At 63.7% G+C, this 25,588-nt stretch carries 23 protein-coding genes and 1 tRNA gene; 6 read left to right on the top strand and 18 right to left on the bottom strand.

The window, feature by feature from the left end:
• Positions 1-342: 342 nt before the first annotated feature.
• The 5 genes from DVO78_RS07835 to DVO78_RS07815 form a co-directional block, all read right to left on the bottom strand.
• Positions 343-1,653: an ABC transporter permease gene (locus DVO78_RS07835; RefSeq protein WP_120004260.1), complete on the bottom strand. Its 1,311-nt coding sequence runs from the start codon at positions 1,651-1,653 to the stop codon at positions 343-345.
• On the bottom strand, positions 1,650-2,996 hold the full coding sequence (locus DVO78_RS07830; RefSeq protein WP_120004259.1) for an ABC transporter permease: 1,347 nt from the start codon (positions 2,994-2,996) through the stop codon (positions 1,650-1,652). The genes DVO78_RS07835 and DVO78_RS07830 overlap by 4 nt, the downstream gene beginning before the upstream one ends.
• Complete coding sequence (locus DVO78_RS07825) at positions 2,993-4,561, bottom strand: ABC transporter ATP-binding protein (RefSeq protein WP_120004258.1); 1,569 nt, start codon at positions 4,559-4,561, stop codon at positions 2,993-2,995. The genes DVO78_RS07830 and DVO78_RS07825 overlap by 4 nt, the downstream gene beginning before the upstream one ends.
• Positions 4,562-4,601: 40 nt before the next feature.
• Positions 4,602-5,681, bottom strand: a complete 1,080-nt coding sequence (locus tag DVO78_RS07820; protein ID WP_120004257.1) for a BMP family lipoprotein — start codon at positions 5,679-5,681, stop codon at positions 4,602-4,604.
• A gap of 143 nt (positions 5,682-5,824) precedes the next feature.
• Positions 5,825-6,451 carry a hypothetical protein gene (locus DVO78_RS07815; protein WP_120004256.1) on the bottom strand — a complete coding sequence of 209 codons (627 nt, stop codon included), beginning with the start codon at positions 6,449-6,451 and terminating at the stop codon, positions 5,825-5,827.
• A 112-nt stretch (positions 6,452-6,563) separates the two neighbouring features.
• Here DVO78_RS07815 and DVO78_RS07810 point away from each other — a divergent pair.
• A tRNA-Lys gene (locus DVO78_RS07810) sits at positions 6,564-6,639 on the top strand.
• 110 nt (positions 6,640-6,749) lie between these two features.
• Here DVO78_RS07810 and DVO78_RS07805 read toward each other — a convergent pair.
• The 3 genes from DVO78_RS07805 to DVO78_RS07795 all read right to left on the bottom strand — a co-directional run bounded on the left by DVO78_RS07805 (position 6,750) and on the right by DVO78_RS07795 (position 9,904).
• Positions 6,750-7,100 (bottom strand): tyrosine-type recombinase/integrase, encoded by a 351-nt coding sequence (locus DVO78_RS07805; RefSeq protein WP_157983927.1) that lies wholly within the window; start codon positions 7,098-7,100, stop codon positions 6,750-6,752.
• Between the two features lie 82 nt (positions 7,101-7,182).
• Positions 7,183-8,460 carry an ATP-binding protein gene (locus DVO78_RS07800; protein ID WP_120004254.1) on the bottom strand — a complete coding sequence of 426 codons (1,278 nt, stop codon included), beginning with the start codon at positions 8,458-8,460 and terminating at the stop codon, positions 7,183-7,185.
• A gap of 214 nt (positions 8,461-8,674) precedes the next feature.
• Positions 8,675-9,904 (bottom strand): Fic family protein, encoded by a 1,230-nt coding sequence (locus DVO78_RS07795; RefSeq protein WP_238385196.1) that lies wholly within the window; start codon positions 9,902-9,904, stop codon positions 8,675-8,677.
• A gap of 574 nt (positions 9,905-10,478) precedes the next feature.
• On the opposite strand from DVO78_RS07795, the gene DVO78_RS17510 reads away from it, so the two are divergent.
• On the top strand, positions 10,479-10,790 hold the full coding sequence (locus DVO78_RS17510; RefSeq protein WP_157983926.1) for a hypothetical protein: 312 nt from the start codon (positions 10,479-10,481) through the stop codon (positions 10,788-10,790).
• A gap of 603 nt (positions 10,791-11,393) precedes the next feature.
• On the opposite strand, the gene DVO78_RS07785 is transcribed toward DVO78_RS17510, so the two are convergent.
• Both DVO78_RS07785 and DVO78_RS07780 read right to left on the bottom strand, forming a co-directional pair.
• Complete coding sequence (locus DVO78_RS07785; protein WP_120004252.1) at positions 11,394-11,957, bottom strand: CGNR zinc finger domain-containing protein; 564 nt, start codon at positions 11,955-11,957, stop codon at positions 11,394-11,396.
• Positions 11,958-12,047: 90 nt separating this feature from the next.
• Positions 12,048-12,698, bottom strand: coding sequence for a LysE family translocator (locus tag DVO78_RS07780; RefSeq protein WP_120004251.1), 651 nt, complete (start codon positions 12,696-12,698; stop codon positions 12,048-12,050).
• A 742-nt stretch (positions 12,699-13,440) separates the two neighbouring features.
• Between DVO78_RS07780 and DVO78_RS07775 the strand changes: the two genes are divergently transcribed.
• Positions 13,441-14,046 carry a TIGR03085 family metal-binding protein gene (locus tag DVO78_RS07775; protein ID WP_157983925.1) on the top strand — a complete coding sequence of 202 codons (606 nt, stop codon included), beginning with the start codon at positions 13,441-13,443 and terminating at the stop codon, positions 14,044-14,046.
• A gap of 46 nt (positions 14,047-14,092) precedes the next feature.
• Here the strand turns inward: DVO78_RS07775 and DVO78_RS07770 are convergent, their stop codons facing one another.
• From DVO78_RS07770 to DVO78_RS07750, 5 genes are all read right to left on the bottom strand, one after another.
• Positions 14,093-14,494, bottom strand: a complete 402-nt coding sequence (locus DVO78_RS07770) for a hypothetical protein (protein ID WP_120004249.1) — start codon at positions 14,492-14,494, stop codon at positions 14,093-14,095.
• Positions 14,491-14,835, bottom strand: a complete 345-nt coding sequence (locus tag DVO78_RS07765) for a PadR family transcriptional regulator (protein WP_120004248.1) — start codon at positions 14,833-14,835, stop codon at positions 14,491-14,493. Before DVO78_RS07765 ends, DVO78_RS07770 begins: the two co-directional genes overlap by 4 nt.
• Before the next feature lie 122 nt (positions 14,836-14,957).
• Complete coding sequence (locus DVO78_RS07760; RefSeq protein ID WP_120004247.1) at positions 14,958-17,096, bottom strand: RecQ family ATP-dependent DNA helicase; 2,139 nt, start codon at positions 17,094-17,096, stop codon at positions 14,958-14,960.
• Between the two features lie 66 nt (positions 17,097-17,162).
• Positions 17,163-18,332: a GTPase gene (locus DVO78_RS07755; protein WP_120004246.1), complete on the bottom strand. Its 1,170-nt coding sequence runs from the start codon at positions 18,330-18,332 to the stop codon at positions 17,163-17,165.
• A 228-nt stretch (positions 18,333-18,560) separates the two neighbouring features.
• Positions 18,561-19,460: an aminoglycoside phosphotransferase family protein gene (locus tag DVO78_RS07750; RefSeq protein ID WP_202912129.1), complete on the bottom strand. Its 900-nt coding sequence runs from the start codon at positions 19,458-19,460 to the stop codon at positions 18,561-18,563.
• A 532-nt stretch (positions 19,461-19,992) separates the two neighbouring features.
• Between DVO78_RS07750 and DVO78_RS07740 the strand changes: the two genes are divergently transcribed.
• Positions 19,993-20,499, top strand: a complete 507-nt coding sequence (locus DVO78_RS07740; RefSeq protein WP_120004244.1) for an ASCH domain-containing protein — start codon at positions 19,993-19,995, stop codon at positions 20,497-20,499.
• On the opposite strand, the gene DVO78_RS07735 is transcribed toward DVO78_RS07740, so the two are convergent.
• On the bottom strand, positions 20,468-22,183 hold the full coding sequence (locus tag DVO78_RS07735; protein ID WP_120004243.1) for an ABC-ATPase domain-containing protein: 1,716 nt from the start codon (positions 22,181-22,183) through the stop codon (positions 20,468-20,470). The two genes, DVO78_RS07740 and DVO78_RS07735, sit on opposite strands and share 32 nt — an antisense overlap.
• A gap of 123 nt (positions 22,184-22,306) precedes the next feature.
• Between DVO78_RS07735 and DVO78_RS07730 the strand changes: the two genes are divergently transcribed.
• On the top strand, positions 22,307-23,191 hold the full coding sequence (locus DVO78_RS07730; RefSeq protein WP_162301575.1) for an alpha/beta hydrolase: 885 nt from the start codon (positions 22,307-22,309) through the stop codon (positions 23,189-23,191).
• Here the strand turns inward: DVO78_RS07730 and DVO78_RS07725 are convergent.
• Positions 23,188-23,979 (bottom strand): SDR family NAD(P)-dependent oxidoreductase, encoded by a 792-nt coding sequence (locus DVO78_RS07725; RefSeq protein ID WP_120004241.1) that lies wholly within the window; start codon positions 23,977-23,979, stop codon positions 23,188-23,190. The genes DVO78_RS07730 and DVO78_RS07725 overlap by 4 nt on opposite strands.
• Before the next feature lie 100 nt (positions 23,980-24,079).
• Between DVO78_RS07725 and DVO78_RS07720 the strand changes: the two genes are divergently transcribed.
• On the top strand, positions 24,080-24,667 hold the full coding sequence (locus DVO78_RS07720) for a TetR/AcrR family transcriptional regulator (protein WP_202912128.1): 588 nt from the start codon (positions 24,080-24,082) through the stop codon (positions 24,665-24,667).
• Here the strand turns inward: DVO78_RS07720 and DVO78_RS07715 are convergent.
• The gene (locus DVO78_RS07715) at positions 24,664-25,461 is read right to left on the bottom strand and encodes a spermidine synthase (protein WP_157983924.1); all 798 of its coding nucleotides are present in this window, start codon (positions 25,459-25,461) and stop codon (positions 24,664-24,666) included. The two genes, DVO78_RS07720 and DVO78_RS07715, sit on opposite strands and share 4 nt — an antisense overlap.
• Positions 25,462-25,588: the final 127 nt, after the last annotated feature.

Genomic DNA, 25,588 nt, shown 5'->3' with positions numbered 1-25,588 from the left:
GGTGTGATGGCCGGCGTAAGTCGGCCGAGAGCTGAGCGGGCTCTGCCCGCCAGCGGGACCAGCACTGTGGGGTGGTGTCGGGCTGGGAACGCCTCACGGCGCGTGGCCGCTCGAAGCGGCTAAAGGTTGGAGCCCGGGGGTTACCTGCAGCCCGACACCTGCATGCCAGTGTGCCGGGGCACCCCCCAGCAGGTCAAATGCATCAGACGCTGGTGCGCCCAACCTGAAACACCGCAGGCTATGATCTTGTGCGCGGGTTATTTAGCGCGCAGTTGTGCATCACTTGCGCTGTTTGCGAGCCGCCACCGGACGCAACAGATCTCGACAGGCCGTCAGGGGCATCTACTTGATGTACGGCACGCCTTCGGCCGCCGGCGGCCGGACACGGCCGACGAACCCGGCCACGGCGAAGATGGTGATCACATACGGCAGCATCAGCAGCATCTCTGAGGGCACCGGGGTGCCGATGGCCGAAAGCGTCTGCCCCACGGAGGTGGAGAACCCGAACAGCAGCGCGGCGAACAGCGCGCCCTTGGGTCTCCACCGGCCCAGAATCATCGCTGCCAGCGCGATGAATCCCTGCCCGGCAGACATCTCCTGCCCGAACGCCAACCCTTGGCCGACGGTGAAGTAAGCCCCGCCCAGCCCGGCTATCCCGCCGGCCAACACTGTGTTGATGACCCGGGTGCGTGGAACATTGATGCCTACGGTGTCAGCGGCCTTGGGGTGCTCGCCCACTGCGCGCATCCGCAGCCCCCAGCGGGACTTGAAGACCAAGATGTTCAGAGCGATCACAATGATGTACATCAGATAGACCAGAATGGTCTGGTTGAACAGTACCGGGCCGATCACCGGGATCTGGCTCAGCCCCGGAATCGGCAGCCGGGGAAGCTGCTGGCGGGCGTTCCACAGTCCTGGGTCCTGGGTCAGCACAGTCGAGTAGAAGAAGCTGGTCAGCCCGATCACCAGCACATTGAGCACCACACCCACGATGATCTGGTTGACGTGGTACTTCACCGAGAACCAGACCAGCAGGCCGCCCACGGCGGCGCCGGCGAACGGAGCGGCCAGCAGCCCCACATAGGCTGAGGTGAAGAACGACGCCGCCACCGCGGCCAGGAAAGCACCGGCCAGCAGCTGCCCTTCAATGGCGATGTTGATGATGCCGGAGCGCTCGCCGACCAGACCGCACATGGCACCGAAGATCAGCGGCACTGAGAGCATCAGGGCCCCGGAGAGCAGTGTCACCATGGGGATGAAGGCACCGCGTCCGGCTCCTGCGTAGACCAGGAATGCCAGAACAAACAGTGTGCCGAAGAGCATTGGGTGCCAGATGCCGAGCCTGATGCGGCGCGCTGCAGCGAATATGGCCAGCGCGGCCAGCCCCAGCTGGAGGAGGCTGAGCACCAGTGCGGTGGCGAAGGAGGGAGCCTCCACTGCGGGAAGCGTGATGAAGTCGGTGGCGGTGGCTAGCCGGAACTGAGTGACCGCGCCGCTGGGGCTCAACAGTGTGAAGACACCCAGGGAGAGCAGCGCCAGCAGCGCGTAGGTGATGGGGAACTTCCATTTGACCGGCTGGAGCTGTGCCTCGGCCTGCTGAAGAGGCTCAGCCTGAACCGCAGTGGTCTCCTGCGAGGTGACCTGTTCGCTCATGAGGTCACCTCCCTAGTGTTGGCCCCGGCGGCAGAGCCGCCTCTGCTCTCGGCCAGCTCACGCTGACCATCACTGCCAGCTTCTCCGTTCTTGCTGCGGCGCCGTCGTTTTCTTCTCGGGCTGCCGTCCGGGTTGGGCAGGAAGAAGATCGCACGGACCAGGGGAGGGGCGGCGATCAGCAGCACGATCACAGACTGCAGCACCAGCACAATATCCACCGGGGTGCCGGTCTGGGTCTGCATGAGCACACCGCCTGCGCGAAGCCCGCCGAAGAGCAGCCCGGCCAGGAAGGTGCCCAGTGGTCTTGAGCGGCCCAGCAGGGCGACAGTGATGGCGTCGAAGCCCAGGGTACCGGCAATGCCGGCGGCCAGCCGGTACTCGGTGCCCAGCAGGTGAGCGGCGCCGCCCAGACCGCAGAGCGCGCCGCCGATGATCAGCACCAGAGCGGTGGCTTTGGGGACGTTGATCCCGGCCGTGCGGGCTGCCTCAGGGTTCTCCCCGATGGCGCGGAACTCGAAGCCCAATGTGGATCGCTCCAGCAGCCACCAGACGAAGACGGTGGCCGCGATGGCAATGAAAATCCCGGCGTGGAGGCGGAACCCGGAGCCAAGCAGTCCGAAGAGTCGGGCGGATTCGTCCACCGGGGCGGTGATGGGCTGGTTGGAGCCGGTCTGGACGAACCACTGCTGGCGCAGCAGCCAGGCCAGCAGATACAGCGCGATGTTGTTGAGCATGATCGTGACGATCACCTCGTTCGCACCGGTCTTGGCTTTCAGCACACCGGCGATCCCGCCCCAGATGGCACCGCCGAGCACGCCGCCCAGCAGCGCCAGAAGCAGATGAGCGCCCAGCGGCAGGCTGAAGGCGTAGCCGATGAAGGCGCCGAAGGTGGCCCCCAGGATCATCTGCCCCTGACCACCGATGTTCAGCATCCCGGACCGGAAGCCGATGGCGATGCCCAGCCCGGCCAGAATCAGCGGCACAGCGTTGACCAGGGTTTCGGTGATCGGGCGGATGGACCGCTGGCCGGTGGCCGCCTGCCAGTCGTAGACCGCCCCGCGGAACAGGGCTGAATAGGCGTCCCGGATGACCTCGAAGCTGGTGAGGAAGAAGTCTCCGGGACGGGCGAAGAAGTACCCCGCGGTGGCTTGGACCTGTGGGTTGGTGGCCAGAATCAGCACCGCACCGACCACCAGTGCCACGACGATCGCCAGGACTGTGATCACCCAGGAGGCCTGGGAGAGCTGGCGCAGAGCATAGTGCAGCCGTGACTCGGCTTCCTTCAGGGCGCCGCCGGGGCTGGTTGCCGGCGTTTCTGGGGTGTCCGGTTTCTTCTCGCTCATACTTCTGCCCCCGTGTCGGCTTCGCCGAGGATGGTGTGGTGATCCTGGGCCTGCACCTGCGCCTCGTCTGCGGGCACACCGGCCATCATCAGGCCCAGCACATCACGGTCAGTGCCTCCGGGGACGATGCCGATGATCTTGCCGCGGTACATCACGGCGATCCGGTCGGCCAGGTTGAGCGCCTCGTCGAGCTCGGTGGAGATGATCAGGCAGGGTGTGCCGTTGTCGCGTTCTTCGATGATGGTGCGGTGGACAAACTCGATGGAGCCGACGTCCAGGCCCCGGGTGGGCTGGCTGGCCACGAAGAGCCGGATGTCGCGGCTCATCTCCCGGGCGAGCACCACTTTCTGCTGGTTGCCGCCGGAGAGCGTGGAGATGGGGTCATCGACTGTGCCCAGCCGGACGTCGAACCGGGAGGTCTGCTCTGCAGCGGCGGCGCGCATGACATCGTGCTTCATGCTGATGCCGTTGGAGTAGGGCTGCTGGTCGTACTGGTCGAGGACGAAGTTCTCAGTGATGGAGAACCCCGCGATCACCCCGTCGGTGGAGCGATCCTCGGGCACGAAGCCTATGCCGGCGTTGAGCCGTTCCTTGACGCTCATTCTCCTCAGGTCGGTGCCGTCCAGGGTGATGGTCCCGGTGACGGCTTCGCGGATGCCGAGGATGGCCTCGGCGAGTTCGGTCTGGCCGTTGCCGTCCACACCGGCCACACACAGGATCTCGCCGCGAGCGATCTCCATGCTGACCTTGTCCAGCATGACTTTTCCACTGCTGGAGATCACGGTGAGGTCTTTGACGGAGAACCCTGTCTGCCCGGGCTGGGCAGGTTCCTTCTCCGTGGTGAGGCTGACTTCGCGGCCGACCATGAGACTGGCCAGCTCGGTCTCGGTGGACTCTGGGGTGGCCTCGCCGACCACCTTGCCGCGCCGGATCACGGTGATCCGGTCGGCGATCGCGCGGACCTCGCGGAGCTTATGGGTGATGAACAGGATCGAGGTGCCGGCCTCCTTGAGCTGACGCATGATGTCAATCAGCTCGTCAGTCTCCTGAGGGGTGAGCACGGCGGTGGGCTCATCGAGGATGAGGACTCTCGCGTCCCGGGAGAGCGCCTTGATGATCTCCACCCTCTGCTGGGCACCGACCGGCAGCTCTTCGATCATGGCATCGGGGTCGACGTCGAACCCGAACCGGGCAGAGATCTCCTCCACCCGGCGCCGGGCTTGGGCAAAGTCGATCAGCCCGGCCGCTTTGGTGGGTTCGAAGCCGAGCATGACTGATTCGGTGACGTTGAAGACCGGGATCAGCATGAAGTGCTGGTGTACCATGCCGATCCCGGCCTCCACGGCGTCGCCGGGCCCGTCGAAGCTGACGGGTTCATCGTCGAGGAGGATCTGTCCCTCATTGGGGGAGTAAAGCCCATAGATGATGTTCATCAACGTGGACTTACCCGCACCGTTCTCACCGAGCAGGGCGTGGATCTCTCCGGGCTCCACCGTCAGATCGATCTGATCATTGGCGGTGAAGGCGCCGAAGCGTTTGGTGACGCCTGTGAGCTGCAGCTTCATTCGGCTTTGTCTCCTCGACGAATGGGTGAGCGCGTGCCGGTTACGGGGAGTTCTCAGACTCGACGGTGGTCTCGCCGCTGACGATCTCCTCGGTCAGCTCCTCGATCGTGTCCTTGACCTCATCGGGAACCTCGTCCTCGAAGTCGTGGAACGGCGCCAGGCCCACGCCCTCGTTCTCCAGATCGCCCACGTAGGGCTCCGAGCTGAAGCTGTCGTTGATGCCCTCCTCGATGGTGTCGTAGACAGCCTGGCTGATCTCCTTGAGCACCGAGGTCAGGATGATGTCGCCGTATTCGGTGGACTCATAACCATCGGAGTCGACCCAGATCATCATGCCGCCGGCCTCTTCCAGGGCCGGACCCGCACCGAGTCCGGAAGCGCCGGCCACCGGCATGATGATGTCGGCATCCTGGGCCAAGAGCTGCTCGGTCAGTGTGGCGCCGGCGGTCTGGTCGCTGAAGCTGCCGGAGAAGGAGCCGTCCTGAGCGTCCTTGTCCCAGCCGACCAGTTCGACGTCGGCATCATTGTCGTCGTTGTAGCGGTCCACACCGTCGGCGAAGCCGTCCATGAACACTGTGACTGACGGGATCTGCAGTCCGCCCCAGGTGCCGACGGTGCCGGTCTCGCTGACCGCGGCGGCCACATAGCCTGCCAGGTAGGCAGCCTCAGCGGTGTTGAACACCAGAGGCTTGGCGTTCTCCGGTTCCTCGGGGACCCATTCGTCAATCAAGGCGAAGGTGGTGTCGGTGTTCTCCAGCGCAGCCTCGCTGATCGCTTCAGCCAGCAGGAATCCCACACCGAAGGTGATGTCACATCCGGCCTGGACCATGGAGTCCACATTGGGGCCGAATTCGGCCTCTGAGTTGGACTCGGCCTCATTGTGGTCGATACCGAAATCGTCTACTGCGCTCTGCAGGCCGGCGTAGGCGGACTGGTTGAAGGACTGGTCGTTCCAGCCGCCGTCGTCGGAGACCACACAGGCGGTGTAGTCGACCTCTTCGGCAGCTTCTCCGGCGTCGTCGTCCTCGGGTTCGTCATCGGGGGCTTCGCCGCATGCTGAGAGCGCGAGCACGCCGACAGCGGCAAGGCTGAATACGGCTTTGGGGTTGAATGGCCTCATCGGAGATCTCCTGTGGTGTGAGTGGTGGTGCGAGCGCCGGTGCGGCGCGGTGGAGGATATATTACGGCGGCAAGGTGATCAGTCCCAATCTGCACGCGCGGTGTGAGTACATTGCAACATGCCGGCAATGGATGTGGGAGTCCTCAGTCCAGGGTGCCGGCGCGTTGGGCCCGGGCGGAAGACTCCAATTCCTCAGCGGTGCGGACCAGCTGATTAGCCTTCTCGGTGAGAGTCTTGGCCTCCTGGTGGTCCACGTGCCGACTGTCTGCCCACAGCGCTTGGCCGCGGGCGATGACCCGGCAGAAGGCCCCGGCCCGGTCGAACGCCACATCGATGTCTCCGGCGTACATCCCGGCAAGGATCTGGTCGGCCAGCCGGGACATTTCATCGGCGGTGGGCGGTTCGGCGGCTCCGGCGATCGCCGAGGGGGCGGAATGGCTGCGGCCCAGGCGGTAGTACTCGCTCATCCTCTCCGGGGACTTCTGGACCGCCGCGCGCAGGGCGTAGATGCGCCACAGCGCACCGGCCAGGGACCGGGCTGGAGAATGTCCCCAGAGTTCGGCGATGGCCTCGATTCCCTCCGTTTCGGCGAGCTTGACGAAGCGTTCGGTGATTTCTGGGTCTGCGGCGTCGCGCCCTTGGCTGATCAGGGCGTGGGCGCTGTCATGGGCAGCCTGGGAGATCAGGGCAGGGTCGGCCCCGCCTTCGCGCTGGTCGAAGACGAAGGGGTCGGAGTAGGCCGGGCGGCGGTAGCGGGGTGTGTTGCTCATGGTCTGGCCATGATAGTCACTCCGCTGGCTGAACCATTGTTCTTAGGGATTGACGGGTCAGGTGAGATATCATGGACTCTGGCCTTTTCCGGCCGAAATCTTTCAGAGACCAGGGCCTTTAGCTCAGTTGGTAGAGCATCGGACTTTTAATCCGCTGGTCGCGGGTTCGAGCCCCGCAGGGCCCACCACTAAAACCCCAGGTCAGGCGTGATTCTGCAGGACCATTGAGTGCTCAGCTAGTTCCGCTGAGATCCATCGGTACACCCTGGGTGCACCCGGGAGGAGCTAAGGTGATGGTTCAGGTCGATGGTTCGGGTTCCTGGGTTGCTTGCGCAAGTTGGTGCATTGCCTTGTCAAGGGACTCCCGGAGATCGCCGAAGTCGTCTTCGTACAGGTGCATGTAGGTGTCGGTGGTAATGGCCAGTGTCTTATGGCTCAGAACGCGTTGAAGCTCCTTGGGCGAGATTCCATTCTTGGCGTTGAGGGACGCGAACGTGTGTCTGAGGTCGTGGATTCGGTAGTCCTTGGGCTCAGCGATGCCCGCCTGTTTCAGGGCTGGTCGGAAGACGCGATGCAGCCATTTTCCTTCAAGGACGACGCTGCCTTGAGGGGCAGTGAAGAGGTTGGCAGCGGGTTCTTTGTCTTTCACGCCCGCAACCCCGTCCGTGAGGGCGGGGCGCGGTCTGTGGGGTGTCAGATACTACCCAACTACCCACGTCGGACACGCGTGATTAGGGCGCTAGGGCGGTAAGAGGTGCTGTAATGGTTCGGCTGTCGGTCACCAGGATGGGGCCTGTCCCGGTGACAACGAGCCGAAATGCGGGATCGCCCATCTTCTCTGTATCGATCTGAGTGATGACGGCATCAAGAGACTCAGCGCCAGCGGCGAACTGCCTACCTCCGAGCTTGACCTCGACAGCACCCCAGCGACCATCGGGCAGAGAAACGATGGCGTCAATCTCTTTATTGTTTGAATCGCGATAGTGGCTGACTTCGCCGCCTAGAGGTGAGGTGAGCACGGACAGATCATGGATCACAGCGCTTTCGAACAAAACCCCGAGCGTATTTAGGTCTTTTCTGAGTTGTGCCGGCCCCGCACCGAGAGCGGCGGCGGCGAAGGCCGGATCGACCAGGTGGAGCTTTGGTGAAGTGCGAACTCTCGCACGGGACCGCAGTGCGGGGCTCCACGGCTGCTGTGCCTCCACGATGAAAAGTCGCTGGAGTAGATCGACGTAATTGCTGATGGTCTCTACATTGATTCTGGGAGCGACTGAGCGAATGTCCGTGGCGAGGGTTTTATAGGTAACTTCAGAAGCAACGGACCGGGCAAGTGCTGCGATGAGTTGTTTGATCACTACGGGTTCGTGTCTGATGTCTGCAATGCGTCGGAGGTCGGTTCGCGTCAAGTCGTCGATGTACCCGCGAAGACGCGCTGCAGACTGACCGGGGGTCAGTGTGATCATCGCAGGGAAGCCCGGTAGGAGGATTCCGTCGATGACGCTATCTAGATCGGGAGCAGCAGCGAGATCGTTTGGAGGGAGTTTACCGTCGAAGAGGTCGGAAAGACTCACGGCTCCCGTCGGAGCCTCTAGCTTTTCCCACCATGACATCGTCCTTTCGCGTAGGCGCAGGAATCGCCCGGCGCCGGTGTGACGGGTGATGTCGTCGGCAGGGAGCGCCGATCCGGTGAGAATGAATCGGCCAGGTTCGCTTTCGGAGTCGACGGCGCGACGGACAAGATTCCATAGTTCGGGAGCGATCTGCCATTCGTCAAGCAGACGAGGCGCTTCCCCGTTAAGGAGTGAGCGTGGCGCAACCTCTATTAGTGTCTGTACTTCAGGATCATCGACGAAAACGTAGGAGTTTGCTGCGTGCAGAGCTGTCATTGTCTTGCCACTGGCGCGCGCGCCTTCTATCACAACGGCTCCGGCTGCTTCGAGTGAGTGCTGCAGCACGGTATCGATGACTCGGGGGTGGTATTCACGCCCGACTATTTGGGCAGTGTCCATGTTGCGATGCTACCTCAAAGCCGACTAATGCAGGGCGTCTATCCGGATAATTGCAGACGCTCTATGCCGACATTAGCAGGGCTTCTAGCCTGATTACTGCAGACTGAGGTCTCCACGGGGATTTCATCTACCGAAGGCGAGCTCGTGGGTACTGGCCTCACAGGATTCTCCGATGACCACGCCCTCCACTGGAAGCTCATACCTGATTGGAGACTCATCTTGAGTTGGATGGAGCATGAAGCGCCCCAGGTTCTCTGCCGTCATGATGGCGCAGTGGCGCGTGGATAGGTTTCAGTCTCGGTGCAGCTGCTGTGCGTAGGCATCCAGTACGTTCAGGATCCCTTGGTGCTGGTAAACGTGATTCCGCTTCAAGCCGGAGCGTTCCTCCAGCACTCCATGCTCCGCCAGCTGCGTGAGGGCTCTCTGCGCTGTCACCTCGTTGAGCCCCAGCTGCTTTCTCAGGAATGCCGCGTTGATCACCGGGTGGGCCACTAGATGGGGAAGCACCCTCCATGCTGAGGCCTGAGGCCTGAGGCCGCAGGTCAGCCAGCTCCTCGGCCGATGCGGCGAGTTCGGCGTTCAGATCATTGACCAGTCTGGTGCCCGAGGACGCAGCGAACAGTGCCGCTTCCACGAAGCAGAACACCAGAGGGCCGGCCTCACCGTCCCGGAAGGAAGTCAGTGAGTCGAAGTACGCAGAGGTGCGCTTCAGCAGTCCTGCCGACAGCGGTGCTGTTGTGGTGGTGACCAGGCCCTTACCCTTGAGTAGGGCGTGGATCAGTGCGCGGCCGGTCCTCCCGTTGTCATCCGCAAAGGGGTGGGTCGTCTCGAATTGGGCGTGGGCCAGCGCGGCCTGCAGGAGCACGGGTAGATCCATGCGCCGCATGAATTCGACAAGGTCCTGCATGACAAGTGCGATGTATTCAGCCTGGGGGGCAATGTGGCTGGCGCCGATAGGAGAGAGGACAGAGGTCCCCACCCGTAAGAGAGAGTCGCGACATTGTCCCGCGTAGTCCTCAGAGCCTGACTGTTCCTGAACCAGGATGCGCTGCATGGCCAGAATGGCGTCTTCATCCAGCCGGTCAGCAAGCTGGAGGGCCACGTCCATCCCGTGAACATTGCCTCGCACGATTCGCGCGTTCTGACTGCTGCTCCGTTCCAGTTCCGCCAGTGCGAGCTGGCGTGCGCAGGCCGTAAGATTCTCAATCTGGGAGGACGACGCCGACTCCGTGCGCAGCAATATCGAACTCATCGGTCCCAGGGCAGCGCTGGCGGTGGACAGGGTCTTCTGGGCATGGTGATCGAACCCGCTCAGCGCCATCGTCGCCTCATCCAGATCCGCCGCCAGCTCTGGGGGAAGGGCCATCCTCAACGCCGCGATCGGGGCGGGGACTGCTGATGCATAGGGACCGGAGGTAGAAGCGAGGCGTCGTCGCCCTGTCATCCCATCGCTCTGGGCGCGCCAATGATGATGCTCGCGGCCCGTGGGCGGGACATGAAGTGTCAGCACAAGACCTATCTGACTTGCAGTTTTTGAGAAAGTGTAAATAACGAGTGGGGTCTACTGGCACTTTAGTGGGTGCGGGCACTTCAGAAGCTCAGCACGAGTCGAGGCGCTCAGCTGAGTAGGATAAGAACAACTTGTTGCGGACGAAAGTCCGCAAGTCACATAAAGGTGCATGGGCTCGGCTGGTCGGCAACGGCATGTGATGAGGAGGCGAGCTGTTGTGGATGAACCCTGGCATGTGCCGGCTCCTGTCTCCGGTGACACTACCTGGACCAAGCTGGCTGAGCTGGTAGCTTCCGATGATCTCCTCTTGCATGGTTCTCGGACCCCGGGTCTTTCAGAGCTGACGCCAAGAGCGCCTCTGGATTTCAGTCACGATGAGTTTTCGAAGCGCACGGCGATATTTGCCACTGAGGATCCGACGTGGGCTATCGCCTACGCCATCCGGTCTGCCGCATGCCCACAGTTCCTGAACGCCTGCTTCTACCCGTTGCGCTCTTCTGGGCAAAGAATGCAGCGGAGGATCTTTCTTTCGTATGGGAAGAACGACGACGGCACAGCTCCCCTGGGCGCTGGGGCGGTCTACGCGCTTGCCCGCGACCATTTCCTCCGTATGCCATCACACACAGACCCGGTTCTGGGCCCCATCGCCGAATGCCAGTGGGTCAGTACAGAGACCGTGCCAGTGGTGGCCGAGGTGCTAGTAACACCGAAGAACCTGCCGATGACACCGCGATTCCACGATCTTGCCACCGTCTCAGCCCGTGAGGGGAAGAACCCTGAAGGCTTCCCCTGGGTCGGTGATTCGGGCAGCCTGCAATAAACGACAGTTACCCGGTGGGTACTTGGCGGTCGGGGAGTCAGATGGCTCAGTGCGATGACGTTGACTCCGTCGCTGTGTGCATAGCTGGTGGAGAAGTGTAGGCCTGAAGTTGTTTTTCCACAGCATGCGGGCCCGGAGAATGACTGCTCCGAATGTGTGCAGCGTACGCTCGATGAGGGAGTCTGCCATCCGGGGTCTGTGCTCGGTCATGTCGTCATAAGACCGTTTTTGCGATCATTTGAGTACCATTTTTTTGCGATCGACTTGGTTCCAGCTTTGCGATCATAATTGTCCAGCAGAGAGTCTTCGAGATTTCAGGGTAGAGACTCCCTGCGCTAGGTTCTCTATGCGTTCTATGCTGTGCCCTCTGCGTTGAAGCATGGCCGTGGCGCATCAGGTTAGCAGCAGCGTGTGAGACGCTCGGCCTGCGGAGTAATGGACCGAGAGATGGTGGGTGTTTTCATGCTTCCGCCAAGTTCCCAAGCGATGGGAGGCCGGAACTTATCACCCGCTGCGTTCGAGTCGTGCAGGGGCCACCGTAGTCCTTTTACTCGAAAACACCCGATATGAGAAGTCTCTAGGGGACGAGTGAGGATGAATGGGTCAGCTGTGATCTGCCCGGCGCCGGGCGCGGTAGGCGCGTGTGCGGTGTCTGTTTTGACAGGTCAGCGAGCAGAACTGGCGGCGCCCTGCTGCTGACTGGTCTATGTAGGCGTCCGCGCAGGCATCGCCGTGGCAGGTGCCCAGACGTCGTGCGTCGGGATCGTAGCGCAGTTGTTTGATGAGGGTGAGTGTGGCCCCCGCCAGTAACCGGCGTTGCGGACGGCCGGAGCGCCATATCTCACGTATTGACCACCCATCGGCTGTGAGGACTGGATGCATCGCCGTCTCGTGAATGAGGTGATTGATGTGGTCGGCACGTTCTTCTGGCGAGCTTCTACTGAAGAGCGGATAGAGTCGGTTGGCCGCGTCGATCAGCGTCGGCAGATCGAAGAGCCCGGTACGGTTCCATGGTCCCGGTTCCAGCTCACGGAGTGCCTCTGGTTGTGGGTGGTGGCTCTCAGATTCACCGGCCTCAGCGCGGGGGATGTCTCCCCACTCATTGATGAGATGGACGAGCGCGGCAAGCGGGAGCGGATGCACCTCGTAGTGGGTTTGTTGAGTCACAGTGCCTCCGCCTGGGCCGATCTGCTGTCAGTCACGCGTACTTAGTGTAAGTCACGTGACGCGGTCTGGCTTGTCAGAGGGTTCAGGCGGTCAGCCGCCAGGCAACGAGGCGCTGTCGAATGCCAGGGAGGCGAGGATGATCGCGGCGAGTCCCAGGTAGACGATGCCGCTGACGGCGGTGAGCGGCCGCGCACGCGTACCGCGTGCGGTGAGGAATCGACCGGCCATTGCGCCGCCGATTGCGTATATCGCGTCCACGATGAAACCGAGGACCACGAAGGACAAGCCGAGGATCAGTAGTTGCAGTGGCACTGTCCCGGAGTCAGGGGCGACGAACTGCGGCAGGAACGCGAGGAAGAAGAGCGCGATCTTTGGGTTGGTCAGGTTAACGACCATGGCGCGTGTGAGCACACCCCCTGAGGGCGGTGGCTTCTGTTGAGCGGAATCCGATCGCTTGCGCAGTGTGGCGATGCCGAGGCAGATGAGGAATAAGGCCCCGCCGACGCGGACCAGGTCGAGGGCTGCGGGAATCGCGGCGAGCGCCGCGCCGAGGCCGGTGACGGCGATGAGCGTGTGGATCGTCATTGACAACGCCATGCCCGTGGTGGCAATGATGCCTGCTCGGCGGCCATCCCGCAGCGCAACCGCACCGAGATACACATGGTCAGGGCCCGGGACGATCACGATCACAAACGTCGCGATCAGAAACGCTATGTAGGTGCCCATAGTGATGCCGAACATCAGCACGCGCTCCGGGGAGAGAGCGCTGACGCAGCCGCCGTGATGGTGGCGGTTGCGTCAGCGTGGTTTCGCCTTTGCCGCCTTATGCTCCGTAGAGCGCACGTCTGTTTGCGATTCACGATCATCGGGCCCTTCGTTCGTAGGTCATTGAACCAATGACACGCATAGACGCTGTCTATTGCGTGACAAAATGTCACGTGAATGTAGCATCTATTGCGTGACATAGGCAAGTAGGCGCCCATGCCGCCTTGTCCCTCGAAGGTGGGCTCCCTCCATCCACTCGCAACTGTCATCAGCCCCTGGTCCTGTCGGTTCTGTGAGGCACCACGGCTGAGCCTCGTGGTTGAGTGAGGGGCTCAGCCCTCTGGAATCCCCGTGCGCGAAGACGGACGTGTCCTTGCTTTCGCGGCCAAGGCATCTGACCGGAGTCCCGGAAAGGATTTCGCGAGCTTGCGCACACTCCGCGACGTCATCGGTGACTGCCTCGTCGCAGAGATTGCTCTGAGCACTGGCGTGAGGTCCTCCACCTATGAAGATCGACTTCACGCGACGCCCACTGACCATCTGTGGTTGTAGCACTCTGGATCGGCGGGGTCGCGTTGATGCGATGAATCCGCTGGCCGAGGGTTCGAGCCCAGCAGGGCTCACTGCGTGCTTCACCATCCGCAATGCATTGATATTCGGAAAGAACTGTGCCGGAGAGGCACGAGCACTGGGGGCATCCCGGGCGTACACTGAGCCTATGGCCCATCCCGCAGCACAAGAACGTCAAGCGTTGTCCGAGGCGTTGCGCGGTGTCGCAGCGGATGCGCCGACGCTCTGCGAGGGCTGGGATGCTCGGGATCTGGCAGTCCATATTGTGGTGCGCGATTCGCGGCCGGATCTTCTGTCCGGGGAGAGGCTTCCGGTGGTGGGTGGGCGTGCACGGGCTGCGCTAGAGGAGCTGAAGCGCACCGACTACCAGACCCTGGTGGATCGTGTGGCTGCCGGCCCGCCGCGATGGTCGCCCACGCGCCTGCGCGCAGTAGATAATCTGGCCAACACCGTGGAATTCTACGTACACACCGAGGACGTGCTCCGGGCCCAGCAGGACTTCGACCCGAACCACCGGCGTGACATCCGCCCAGATGTTCGGGCGCAGCTGTGGAAGCAAGGGGCCCAGGGGCTCTTTCTGCTGGCAGCGCGCTCGCAGCACCAGCGGATCACGTTCATCAGCCCACACCACGGTGCGGTGACCCGAGGGCGGACCACGGACCCTCTCTGTGTGATCCAAGGACCGCCCGAGGAAAATGTGCTCTGGGCCTTCGGCCGCCGGGGTGTGGCGGCCGTGGATCTGACGGCCCTCTGACTGAAGGCATCCTCTCCTCGACCAGCAAGTGGAGACTGGGGTCGATTCACCGTTTCTTACGTGCAACCCCTGCAGTGACAAGTAGGGCAACCCACAGGAAAAGGAGTGCCGCTCCGGCAGTCACTCCGAAGCTCGGGCTTATGCCCCAGAGAATCGCACGTGAGTCCGCCATATTGATCACGCCGTGGAGCAGTAACCACCCGCCCCCAAAGGCCAGGATGACTGAAGCGGCGAGAAGGGCCCAGAAGGGGGTGGTTGTAGAACGTGGTGAATACCATTGCGCGTACTGGGCAGGATCACCGAAGGCTTCGTATGGGTCTTCGCCGGTTTCAGCGATGTGGCTCTCAACCTGCCGGACGACGTCGTCGGTGAGTGAGTCCCGTGTCTCGCGCAGCTCTAAGGCTGTGTGAAGTTCATCCAGGTATGCGGGCGTACGATCCGTGGTCATTGTTTTTCTCCTTGTGCATTGATAACTGCTCCTGCGCGAGCCGAAAACACTGTCCATCGCTCCTGGAGGTTATGGAGCTCTTCTCGTCCCTTCGGGGTGATGGAGAAGACCTTGCGGCCAGGCCCGCCTTCACCTTCTCGCCAGGACGCAGTGAGAAGTCCCGAAGACTCGTACCGAGAGAGGATCGGATACAGGGTGCCGCCTTTGATGCGGCCCAAACCGGCTTCTTCAAGGCGTTGAGAGATGAGGTAACCATGCGCGTCTTCCCCGGCGACGATCGAGAGAAGCGCGGGGCCTAGAACTCCTCGTAGCCACTCGGATGGCCAGCTATCCTTGCTCATGACTAGATCGTATAGCTAACTAGTCAGCCACGCAATCTACTGGGCGTGTGGTGTGATGCTCCTAGGCTCTGAATCGGTCGAAGAGCGCCGGACCGCGCACGAGTCTGCCGACATAACGGGAGTTACCCGCGCAGGCCAAGCGCCAAGGGGAGCACGGCCTCGGCACCGACACGGCGGAGCTCTCTGGCCGCAACGGTGACGGTCCAGCGTGAGACGATCTCATCATCCACCAACAGCACCGCAGCTGCGTCCACTTCTGCCGCCAGGGACTCCGGAACAGTAAAACGCCCCATCAGGCCCGCCAGCCGGAAAGCGCTGTTCGACTCCGGTGAGCTGCGGGGTCCGCCGTGGGCCCAGGTGAGTTCGCCGACGTAGGGCAGCCGCCCGATCTCAGCGATCTGCTCCGCCAGGCTGCGCACCAGCACGGGATGTCTTCTGGAGGGCATCGAGACCACGACGCCGGGCCGCCGCTGCCACTGCCATTCCGCTAAGACCCGCACCGCCGCCTGCACCAGCTGATCAGGGACGGGGCGGTCCTCTGCCTGCAATGCCTCGCGAACCAGCGGCCCCCAGCCGACGTCGCTGAGCCGCGCGACGGCGCGACCCTCCTCGGCCCGCTCAGCCTCCGGGATCTTGCCCTTGAGACTGACCCCGAGGGCGCTGAGCCCGGTGGGCCACTGCCGCCGTGCCGCGATCTCGACGCCGACCCGGTCAATGGTTGCCCGCGCCTGCTCCAGCGAGGACTCCGCCAATGAGGTCGGATACCAGGGACCGGAACAGGTGTCACAGCGGCCGCAGGGCTGGGCCTGGTGATCATCGAGTGCTCTGGCCAGGAACACCATGCGGCACTGTCCCGGTGCGAGGCGCTCGTAGTCGAGCATGGCCTGCTGCTCGGTGCGGCGCAGTCGGAGAATGTTCGCATACCGTTCGGCGTCGTATTCCCAGCTTTCTCCGGTGGATACCCAACCACCACTGACACGCTGGACGGCGCCGTCGACCTCCAAGACCTTCAGCATCAGCTCCAGCGGGCCACGCCGAATCTCCACCAGGGCCTCCAGCCGGGCCACCGACAGCGGATCAGCGGTGTCCAAGGCGGCAAGCACGGCTGCTGCACGCTCCTGGGTCGGCATCGATGCCTGGGCGAAGTGCTCCCATATCCGCACGTCCTCGGGACCGGGGAGCAGCAGCACATCGGCATTGGCCACAGCCCGTCCGGCGCGGCCCACCTGCTGGTAGTAGGAGACCGGAGAGGACGGTGCACCCAGATGAATCACGAACCCCAGGTCGGGCTTGTCGAAGCCCATCCCCAGCGCACTGGTCGCCACCAGGGCTTTGACCCGGTTGTCCTTCAGCGCCTGCTCCAGGTCTTGCCGTTCCTCAGGGTCGGTGCGCCCGGTGTACGCCGCCACCTCAAATCCCTGGTCGTGCAGATGCTGTGCGAGGTTCTCCGCTTGGGAGATGGTCAGCGCATAGACGATGCCGCTTCCGGTCAGCGAGCCCAGATGCTCGGCCAGCCACGCGATCCGTTGTTCAGGCTGGGCGAGTGTGAGCACCCCCAGGCGCAGCGATTCCCGGCTCAACGCCCCGCGCAGCACCAGGACGTCGTCGGCGCCCAAGGACGCGGAGCCGGGCGCCAACTGCTGTGCGATGTCCTCGACCACACGAGAGTTCGCCGTCGCCGTGGTGGCCAAGACCGGAATATCAGGGTCAAGGGCGCGGACAATACTGCCGATCCGGCGATAATCGGGGCGGAAATCGTGCCCCCAGTCGGAGATGCAGTGGGCTTCATCGATCACCAGCATGCCCAGATGCTCCAGGATGCGGGGAAGCACCTCGTCACGGAACCGAGGATTCGCCAGACGCTCCGGTGAGATGAGCAGAACGTCCAGCTGATCGTTGCCCAGGGCAGTGAGCACCTCATCCCATTCATGCGCATTCGCCGAATTCAGCGCCTGAGCCCGGACGCCCGCACGCGTGGCGGCGAGGATCTGATCCCGCATCAGTGCCAGCAGGGGAGAGACGATCAGGCTCACCCCGCGTCCTCGACGGCGCAGCAGCGCAGCCGAGAGAAAATAGACCGCTGACTTGCCCCACCCGGTCCTCTGCACCATCAGGACCCGCCTCCGGTGTTCGACCAATGCAGAGACAGCCTCGAACTGCCCGGGCCTGAAGTCGACCTCCCGCCCGGTGAGAGCGGTCAGGCGCTCGCGGGCCTCGGTGTGGAATTCAGAGGCGGTCTCGGGCTCATGGGAGGAGGTCATCACGCTTCACTCTCCCATGGGGATCACTGCAGAAGCGCACCGTCGTCCGTTTCTTCGCTGCCGTGCCTATTTCCGAGACGTCTTCTGCGAGAACATCTCCCTCATCACTGAGCGACGCGTAGGGATGAAGTCATTGATCACATCGGCAACGTGGGAAATGTCTATCCTGCCGGTGTGGACCTTCTCGCACAGTCTCATCCACGCCTCACCTGTGGCCCCGGTGATGGCAGAGGCAACAGTGGCGTTCACCGCGCTGCCGGCGACGGGGATGAGTTTGATGAAGCTGCGGGCCAGTGCCTGTCCGCTCATCTGCGCAGCCAGCTGTGCCAGCGCCGAGGCGGAGAGCATCACCTTCAGCTCAAGCTCATAGATGGTCGCAATGCGCCCCATCATGGTCATCTGGATCGGCGCCAGGGTCGCCGCATCAGCGACCGGGATGGGGACTGCCGCTGCCGCTGCCGACGACGCCGTCGCCGTGGCGATAATGCGGCGGGCCATTTCGCGCTTCCAGGGGAGGTTGAGCCTCTGCGCAATGCGAAACGAATCCTTCGTGTCTTCAGGGGCCAGTGCCAGAGTCGCCTCCACGAGTTCACTGAGTCCGCGCCCCGTGCCCTTTCCGTTCTTGCTCCGGGTGGAGGTCAGTGCGATGTGCTCGATCGGAAGATCGACAGGCCCGCCGTCGCTGTCCACGGGGTTCTCGAGCCATTGCCGGAACGTCTCTGTGTCGCTCGGCGCCTTGTATGTGCCGGTGACCGGGTTCTTCCTCCAGTCCACCTTGGTCAGCACCACGATGACGGGAAGGCCCGCAGCATTGAGCTCTCGAATCATTGCGACGTCGGGATCGGTGAGTCGATCAGCATTGTGCAGTACGCAGTACCAGACCACGGCGATCTGCTCGTCTTTCGACCGCTCCGAGACTGTCTGCAGATGCCCCCGCAGGGTCTCGGCCGGTGACCTGCTGGAGCCGATTTCGAAGCCCTCGAAGTCCCACACCCCGAGGGAATCGTCGTGGTAGTAGTTGACGCCCCTGGTCACGGGGAGCCCTTTGCCGACCTTGGCGTGCTCGCGGCCGAAGACCGCGTTGACCAGAGATGACTTTCCCACTCCAGTGTTGCCGATGATCGCCAAGTTGAACCTGCCGTATTGGTTCTTCGCCTCCGAGGTCGCCTTAATAAAAGGGCGATCATCCACCGGGGAAGTGTCGCCGTCTTTCTGCTCGGCCGACTCTGCTCTCATGCCGTCTTCGATCCCCTCACCATCGGCGCTTGTCCGGCAGTATCCGCACGGAAAGTCCTGTACAAGCCTATACGAGGGAGTCTCCGGATTTTTAGGAGAGGCAGATGTCCACAACTCCCGGAGCTGGTCCTCTTGCGGCAGTGAGGCGAGTCACCTCCCGGTGCTCCACCACCGGAGCGCATGTGCAACCGCTGGTCGTGGAGGTGAGCTGCCCAGGACTCGCATCCCTCATTGCGATACCTCAAGATCGGACTGGATTCGGTGGAGCGTGCTGCGCCCCAGGTCGCGCATCACTGGGTTGGTGTTGTTGTAGTACCAGACCAGGCCCATCGCCTGTTGGAATGCCCAGGCTGCGCCGCGGTGCCATTGAAGGTCGGAGCAGCCTAGGCTGTGTCGAAGGTGAACGCGTCGTGGGCTCTCCAGCAGGTGCCAGGCGGAGGCAAGATCAAGTGCCGGATCGGCCGGGCCGAAGCTGCCGCCGTCGAGAAGTCCCACCAGGTGCTTGCCACGGATCAGGAGGTTGCCCGGGATGAGGTCCTTATGGGCCATGGTCTCGGCATCCTCCCGTGGCAGCTCCCGGAAGTGCTCCCAGAGCTTGCGCAGGGCAGGGACATCGAGCAGGGCCTGACTCTGCTGGAAGCAGGTCTCCATCCATTGGTCGTGAACGGTGAGTTCTCCGCCACGGCCGGTTCCGGAGAACTGGCGACCCAGAGTATCTGTCTGGCGCAGTTGACTGATCAATGTGACCAGGTCTTCGCAGAACCGCGGGGAGCCGGCGACACTGGTGGGAGTCGCCGGCTCCCCCGGTATCCAGGTTTGGACCGACCAGGGCAGTGGGTACTCCGGGCCAGGCTCGCCGATGGCGACGATTGTAGGCACCGGCACTGAGACCGCAGAAGAGAGCTCATCGAGGGCTCCGGCCTCACTCCGCAGATCTTCTGCGAGGTGATCTGGATCAGCGGCCTGGCGCCGAAACCGGGCGGCGAAGTTCTCGCCAATGCGCACGATCACGTTGTCGGTCCCGGCCGAGTCCAGCCACTGCACACGGTGGTCATTCCACCGCGGAAACTGCCTGCGGATCATCGTCTCGGCCACCTCAGGGGTGAGGTGAAGGTCGTTCTCATGCACCCCACCAGCCTAGATGGTGCCCGAACTGAGCAGACGGCGGGCCACTGAGCTGATGGAGAAGTGAGGGCCAGAAGTCGTCTTTCCTGCAGCACGTGGTCCCTGCGTGGGCTTCGCCTAACGCACCCGATCACCTGCAACTACGATCTAACGGTGGATGCTTGTCAGAAGATCGTTCGCGCTGTGCCGGTGATGGGCCGTGCTGTGCTGGTTGGAGTCGACGGTGTCGATGGCAGCGGGAAGACCACTTTTGCTACCCGCCTGGCAGCGGCCTATGACGACGTCGGGCGGCGGACGGTTGTGGTGCACGACCTGTGGGATTATTCGGTGTTCCTCGACGTGCCGTTTGAGGTCAGCGTGCAGCGGATGGCTGAACGGGATGGAAGCCACCCGGACCCAGCGCATCCGAGTAATCAGAGGTATGTGGAGGGGCAGAGACTCTATCTCTCCCGGTGTGGGCCCAGAGCGCGGGCGAAAGCCGTTGTTGATAACGCTGGATCTGAACCTCGCATAGTGAGCGAAGGAGCTGACTTTCATGATCAGCAGCGATGACGCGGAGATCCTTGCCTTCTGGAATGCGGCCCGGGAAGCAGTGGAGGGCCTTCCGGAGACACCGCCTCCAGCGTGGTGCTTCGGAGCCACCGCGCAGCACGCGGATGAGCTGCTCGCACTCGTCGTCGCCGGGGTCAAGACCGGCACCTCGTCATCGCTCTGGGACTATCAGGCAGCAGGGGAGCGGCTGCCGGAGGAAGGCGAGCTGAGCATCATCCTCGATGGAGCGGGAACACCACAAGCGGTGATCGAGACCACCGAGGTGACGATCATCCCCTTCTTCGACGTCGGTGATCAGCACGCATATGCCGAGGGCGAAGGCGACCGCACTCTGGGGCATTGGCAAGACGTCCATGAGCGCTTTTGGCGCCAGCATTCCAAGAGTGAGCACGGTTTCGCGCCAGAGATGCCGGTGGTCTGTGAACGGTTCCGCCGCCTGTTCCCGGAGGCAGACACTGCTACATCAGCGTTAGCTGACGGTACCGGTTGAGCGCGGCGAGAATCTCATGACGGCGGGGCCGGGCAAGATGGCCCGGATGGCCGGCATGGGCGGAGACGACGTCGAGCCCATCCCGGTCAATCTGCCGCTGCAGCTCCTGAACCGCCTCTGCCGCGCTGATCCGCCCGTCAAGTCGCTCGGCCAACCGGTCCAGCGCATGGGCGACTGCGCTGGCCTGAGCCGGATCGACTAACTGTGCGAGCGCGGTGAGGTCGATGCGCTCCTGGCCGTACTGGATTAGCTCCCGCCCCCGGGCTGCGGCGGGCTTGGCCTTCCCGCGCTTGGTCAGTGCCTGCGACGACGGGATCCGCCGGCGGCGCCGTCCGAACACCGGCTGCTGGGCCCCGGGATGGCGCTGACGCTGGTGCGCGGCGTCGTTCTCGGCGATGGTGCGGGCAGTCTCCGTCGCATCACCGGGCATATAGGCGTCCATGGCGATGACCAGGTCGGCGACGTCGAAGAACGCCCCGGAGCCGCCGGCCACCAGGACGGTGGAGACACCCTGCTCGCTCAGCAGCGGACGCACCCGGTCGATGAACGGGGTGATCGGCTCCCGGTCGGCGGTGATCAGCCGACGCATCCGTTCATCCCTGATCATGAAGTTGGTGGCAGAGGTGTCCTCATCGATGAGTAGGGCCGAGGCACCGGCTTCGACGGCTTCCACCAGGTTTGCCGCCTGGGAGGTGGATCCGGAGGCGTTGGTGGTGGAGAACTCCGTGGTGTCCACCCCCGAGGGCAGTCCGGAGATGAAAGGCGAGATATCCACTCCGGTGACCTCGCGCCCGTCCTCGGCGCGGATGGAGACCGCATCATGGTCGGTGATGACCCACTCGCGGCCGTCCCCGGCGATATGCGAGTACACCCCGCGCTCCAGGGCCCGCAGCAAGGTGGACTTCCCGTGATAGCCGCCGCCGACGATCACCGTCACCCCGTGGGGTACACCCATGCCGGTGACCCGGATTCCGCTGGGTAAGTCGAAGGAGACCCCCAGAGACTCAGGGGCGGTAAACGGCACCGGCTCAGACTCCAGCGGAAGATCAGAGTTCCCGGAGCGGCGGGGAAGAACTGCCCCGTCGCCCACGAATGCCACCAGTCCTGCCTCAGCCAGGCCACCACGCAGATGCTCCTGATCCCGGTAGAGCCGGACATGATCGGCCAGCGCCTGCTGATCCAGGTTCGCATGCCGCATAGCGGCATCCACCATCTGGGGCAGCTGCTCGGTGAGGATGCGCGCTGCCTGATGCCCCCGCACCCGGCGGCCCGAGGCCGGCAGCCCCACCATGATCCGGGCCTCCACCCGGTCCTCGGCGATCAGCACACTGGTGCGCTCCAGAACCTGCTGTCCGGGGGCGCCGATGCTCACCGTGCCGCCCTTGCCCGAATCCCGGGAGCCGTCGAGGTGCGTTGTGACTGCTTCGGCGAACCTCCTGGTCAGGAAGTCCCCGGTGGCGGTGCGTCCCCGCGCATCGGAGATCAGCTCTGCGGGAAGATCCACCTCCTGGGGAGTGAGGATCACCCGCATCAGCGAGGGAGGCGCGAAGGGATCGACCTGGACCCGGTCTACGGTCAGCCGGAAGCCCTCCATGTCATAGCTGCCGAGGATCTGCTTGTAGGCGCCGTAGCCGGAGCCGTCGATCCGCTGCAGGGCGCTGCGTAGTCCGCGGTGGTCTTGCATGGGTCACATCCTGCCTGACATGCGGTGACTTGTCAGATCAGCCGTTGGTTCGCAGCAGCCCGGGTCGCTGGTCCATACTCGACCCCAGGCCCTGAGGATAGTGGCCTGGAGAGGAGTCGGCCCGTGGAGGAATCAGCACAGGTGCAGAAGGCGGCCAAGAGTACTGCGCCGGTGGTGGTCACCGACCACACCGCCCAGGGCCCCCGGGGGGAGATCCCGCTGCGTCGGTACGTCTCAGGGGCCCAGGCCCGGCCGGGCACCGCGCCATCCGGGCGCACGCTGATCTGGCTCCACGGCGGCGGCTTCTTCTTCGGCGGCTTGGAGATGCCGGAGGCCCATGACGTGGCCGCTGTCCTGGCACTGCGCGGCATCGAGGTGCTCACGGTGGACTACACACTGGCTCCGCCGCCCTTTGTGCCGGTTCGTGGCACCGGCAGGGTATCGCGCCCCAGACATCGGTACCCGGCGGCCCTGGACGACGTGATGGCCGCTGTGCGGTGGGCTCGGCTGCGCTCCGGCGATGACATCTTCCTGGGCGGGGCCAGCGCGGGGGCGTGCCTGGCCTCCACCGCAGCACTGAGGCTGGCGCAGGAGGAGACCGCAGTGCGGGGAGCCGTACTGGTCTACGGGTTCTTCCACCGCAGCAACCCCGAACTGGGACGGGAGCTTCGCCGGAAAATCCGGGGACGACGACGTCTCTATCACGGCCGGCTGGCCCGAGGTGTGATGATCCGCAATTACGCGGGCGGGCGCCGTCGTCCGGGAGATCCTGCCGCCTTCCCCGGCGGCACCATGCTGCGGAACCATCCCCCAGCGTTGGTCATCAACGCTGAACGGGACACCTTCCGGGCCTCCGGTGATCTCTATGCCCAGGAACTGATCAGCGCCGGAGTCCCCACAGAGCACCATGTGATGGCAGGCTCATCCCACGCATTCCTCAACAACCCCCAGTCCAGGCACTTCAAGCCCGGTATCAGACTGATCCAGCAGTGGCTGCACCGGTCCTAGCCGATGTCCTTCATCTTCTTGGCGATCATCCTGATGGCACGCTGAGGGATCAGGCGGCTGAGAGCCTCGAAGAGCTTGGCGTCGTTGCCGATGTTCAGGCGGAAGCGCTTGGCGGCGATGGCATCGGCGATCCGCTTCCCGGCCTCCTCTGCAGAGGTCATCTTCATAGTGGAGCTGTCAGCGCTGCCGGCCCTCTCTACTCCGGAATTCTTGGTGATCTCAGTGCTGATGGCCCCGGGGAACACCTGGGTGACGCTGACTGAGGTGTCCTGCAGCTCGGCGTAGAGGCCCTCGGAGAGCAGCCGGACGGCTGCTTTGGAGGCACCATAGGCGGTCTGGCCGGGCACAGGGAGGATCGCACCCATGCTGGCGACGTTCACCAAGCTGGCCTCAGGCCGGGCCAGAAGCTGCGGCAAAAACGCCTTGATGGTGTTCACCGTGCCCCAGAAGTTCACATCCATGACCTGCTCGATTGTGGCGAAGTCCAGGTCCTTGATGTGCACGAAGGGCTGAATGATGCCGGCGTTGTTGATCAGCCCGTCCACCTGACCATGATGGGCGAGGACGGCTTCAGGCAGGGCAAGGACCGCCTCGCGGTCGGTGATGTCCAGGGTATGCAGGCTCAGCCGGTCTCCTGCGGCGGCCAGCTGGGCCGTAGACTCCAGCGCCTGCTCGTTGAGGTCGGCTGCAGCCACACGGGCTCCCCGGGAGAGAAGCTCAAGCACTGTGGCGCGGCCGATGCCTGCCCCGCCGCCGGTGACGACGATGACCTTGTCCTTTAGCTCCATGACTCACCTTTCTTTGGCTGCAGGCTCGGCACCAGGTGTGCCTGCGGGTTCCTGCAGCCACTACCGGACATCTGTGTCCGGTAGGTCTAGGATATCGTGTGTGGCACAGAAGCAGGGCAACAATGACAACAGGCGGTCATCAAGGCCGAATCGTGGCCCCTTGGCCGCCGCGGAGAACCGCCGGGCCCTGATTGCCGCAGCCCGCCGTGAATTCGCCGATCACGGGGCGGCGGCGCCGCTGAGTCGAATCGCTCAGCGCGCCGGGGTCGGCCAGGGCAGCCTCTACCGTCATTTCAGCGACCGGGTAGACCTGGCCACAGCGGTCTTCGAGGAGAATCTGCAGCAGCTCAGCTGCGATGTCGCCGATTCTGACCGTCCGTATACGGTGTTCATGCAAGCCCTGGAACACCAGGCTGCTGAGGCCTCGGCGCTCGTTGAGATCGTCTCAGCGGAGCAGGCCCGGGAACGCGGTGCTCCACTTCGCCACCAGCTGCGGAGTCTCGTAGCGCAGGTGCACAGAGCTGGTCAGCAAGTCGGCGAACTCTCCCCGGAGGTCTCGGCCGGGGAGCTGGTGACCGCCTCGTCGATGTTTGCCCTGACTGTGGCGAAAGCCCCGGCCAGCGAGCGGGCCGATGCGGCGGCCCGCGCTCGCCGCATCCTCGACGCGTGGTTCCTCAGCAGCGTTTAGGCAGCCCAGCACCAGGCGCGGAGCTCGTCACCGGACAGGACATCGCCCGGATGCGGCCCGGCCGCCCAGATCTGGGCCAGCTGCGGCTCGGTGAACCCCCGGCGGGCCGCGGCGAAGACCAGATTGCCCTCCGCCTGGGCGGCCAGCACATCAGCCGGAGCGCTCAGCAGGCTGGAGGCGGCGTCGTCGTCCTCCACGGCCTGCAGCAGAGTGGTGGTGAGTGTGCGGGCAAACCCCATATCCGCCTCATCGCCGAAGTTCACCAGCATCAGCCCGCCCGGGGTCAGGGCATTCCACACTGAGGCGAAGAACTCCGAGGAGCTCAGCGCTGCGGGGGCTGCCGAGGAGTTGAAGAGATCGACGACGGCCACCTCGAATGCTCTGCCGGCCAGCGCGCCGCCGGGCGTGAGCACCTGTGCGGCGTCGGCGACCACATTCTCCGGGGCGGGGTCCAGGGGCAGGTGCTCCAGCACAAAACCCACCAGCTCGGGTTCGATGTCCACCACCGTCTGGTGCGCCGCCGGGCGCCAATGCGCGATCCAGCGGGGCAGGGTCAGAGCGCCGGCGCCTAGATGCAGGACGCTGGCGGCCGCTGGGTCAAGCGCCGTCAGCACCGAACGCATCCTCCGGAGGTAGTCGTGCAGCAGGAACTCCGGGTCGCCGAGTTCCACGTGGGACTGCTCCGCCCCGTCGATGCAGAGCACGACGCCGTTCTCGGTCAGCTCATCACGGCTCAGCTCAGCCAGCGTGCCCGAGTGGGAGAGCCGCGTGGAGGCGGGAAGAGGTGGAAGCACACTCCGCATTCTCCCAGGTCTTCGAGTCAATCGAGTGCGGTCATTCCTTGGCGAAGATGGGCGTTTGGGGCCCTTATCAGCCATCAACAACCGCACTCGATGCACAGAGAGGTGGTGGGAGGGGCGA

The sequence above is a fragment of the Nesterenkonia muleiensis genome (assembly GCF_003600155.1).
In the GTDB taxonomy this organism is placed as follows: Bacteria; Actinomycetota; Actinomycetes; order Actinomycetales; family Micrococcaceae; genus Nesterenkonia; species Nesterenkonia muleiensis.
Note: the sequence above shows the minus strand (reverse complement) of the source record. Positions and strands in the feature narration are given on the sequence as shown.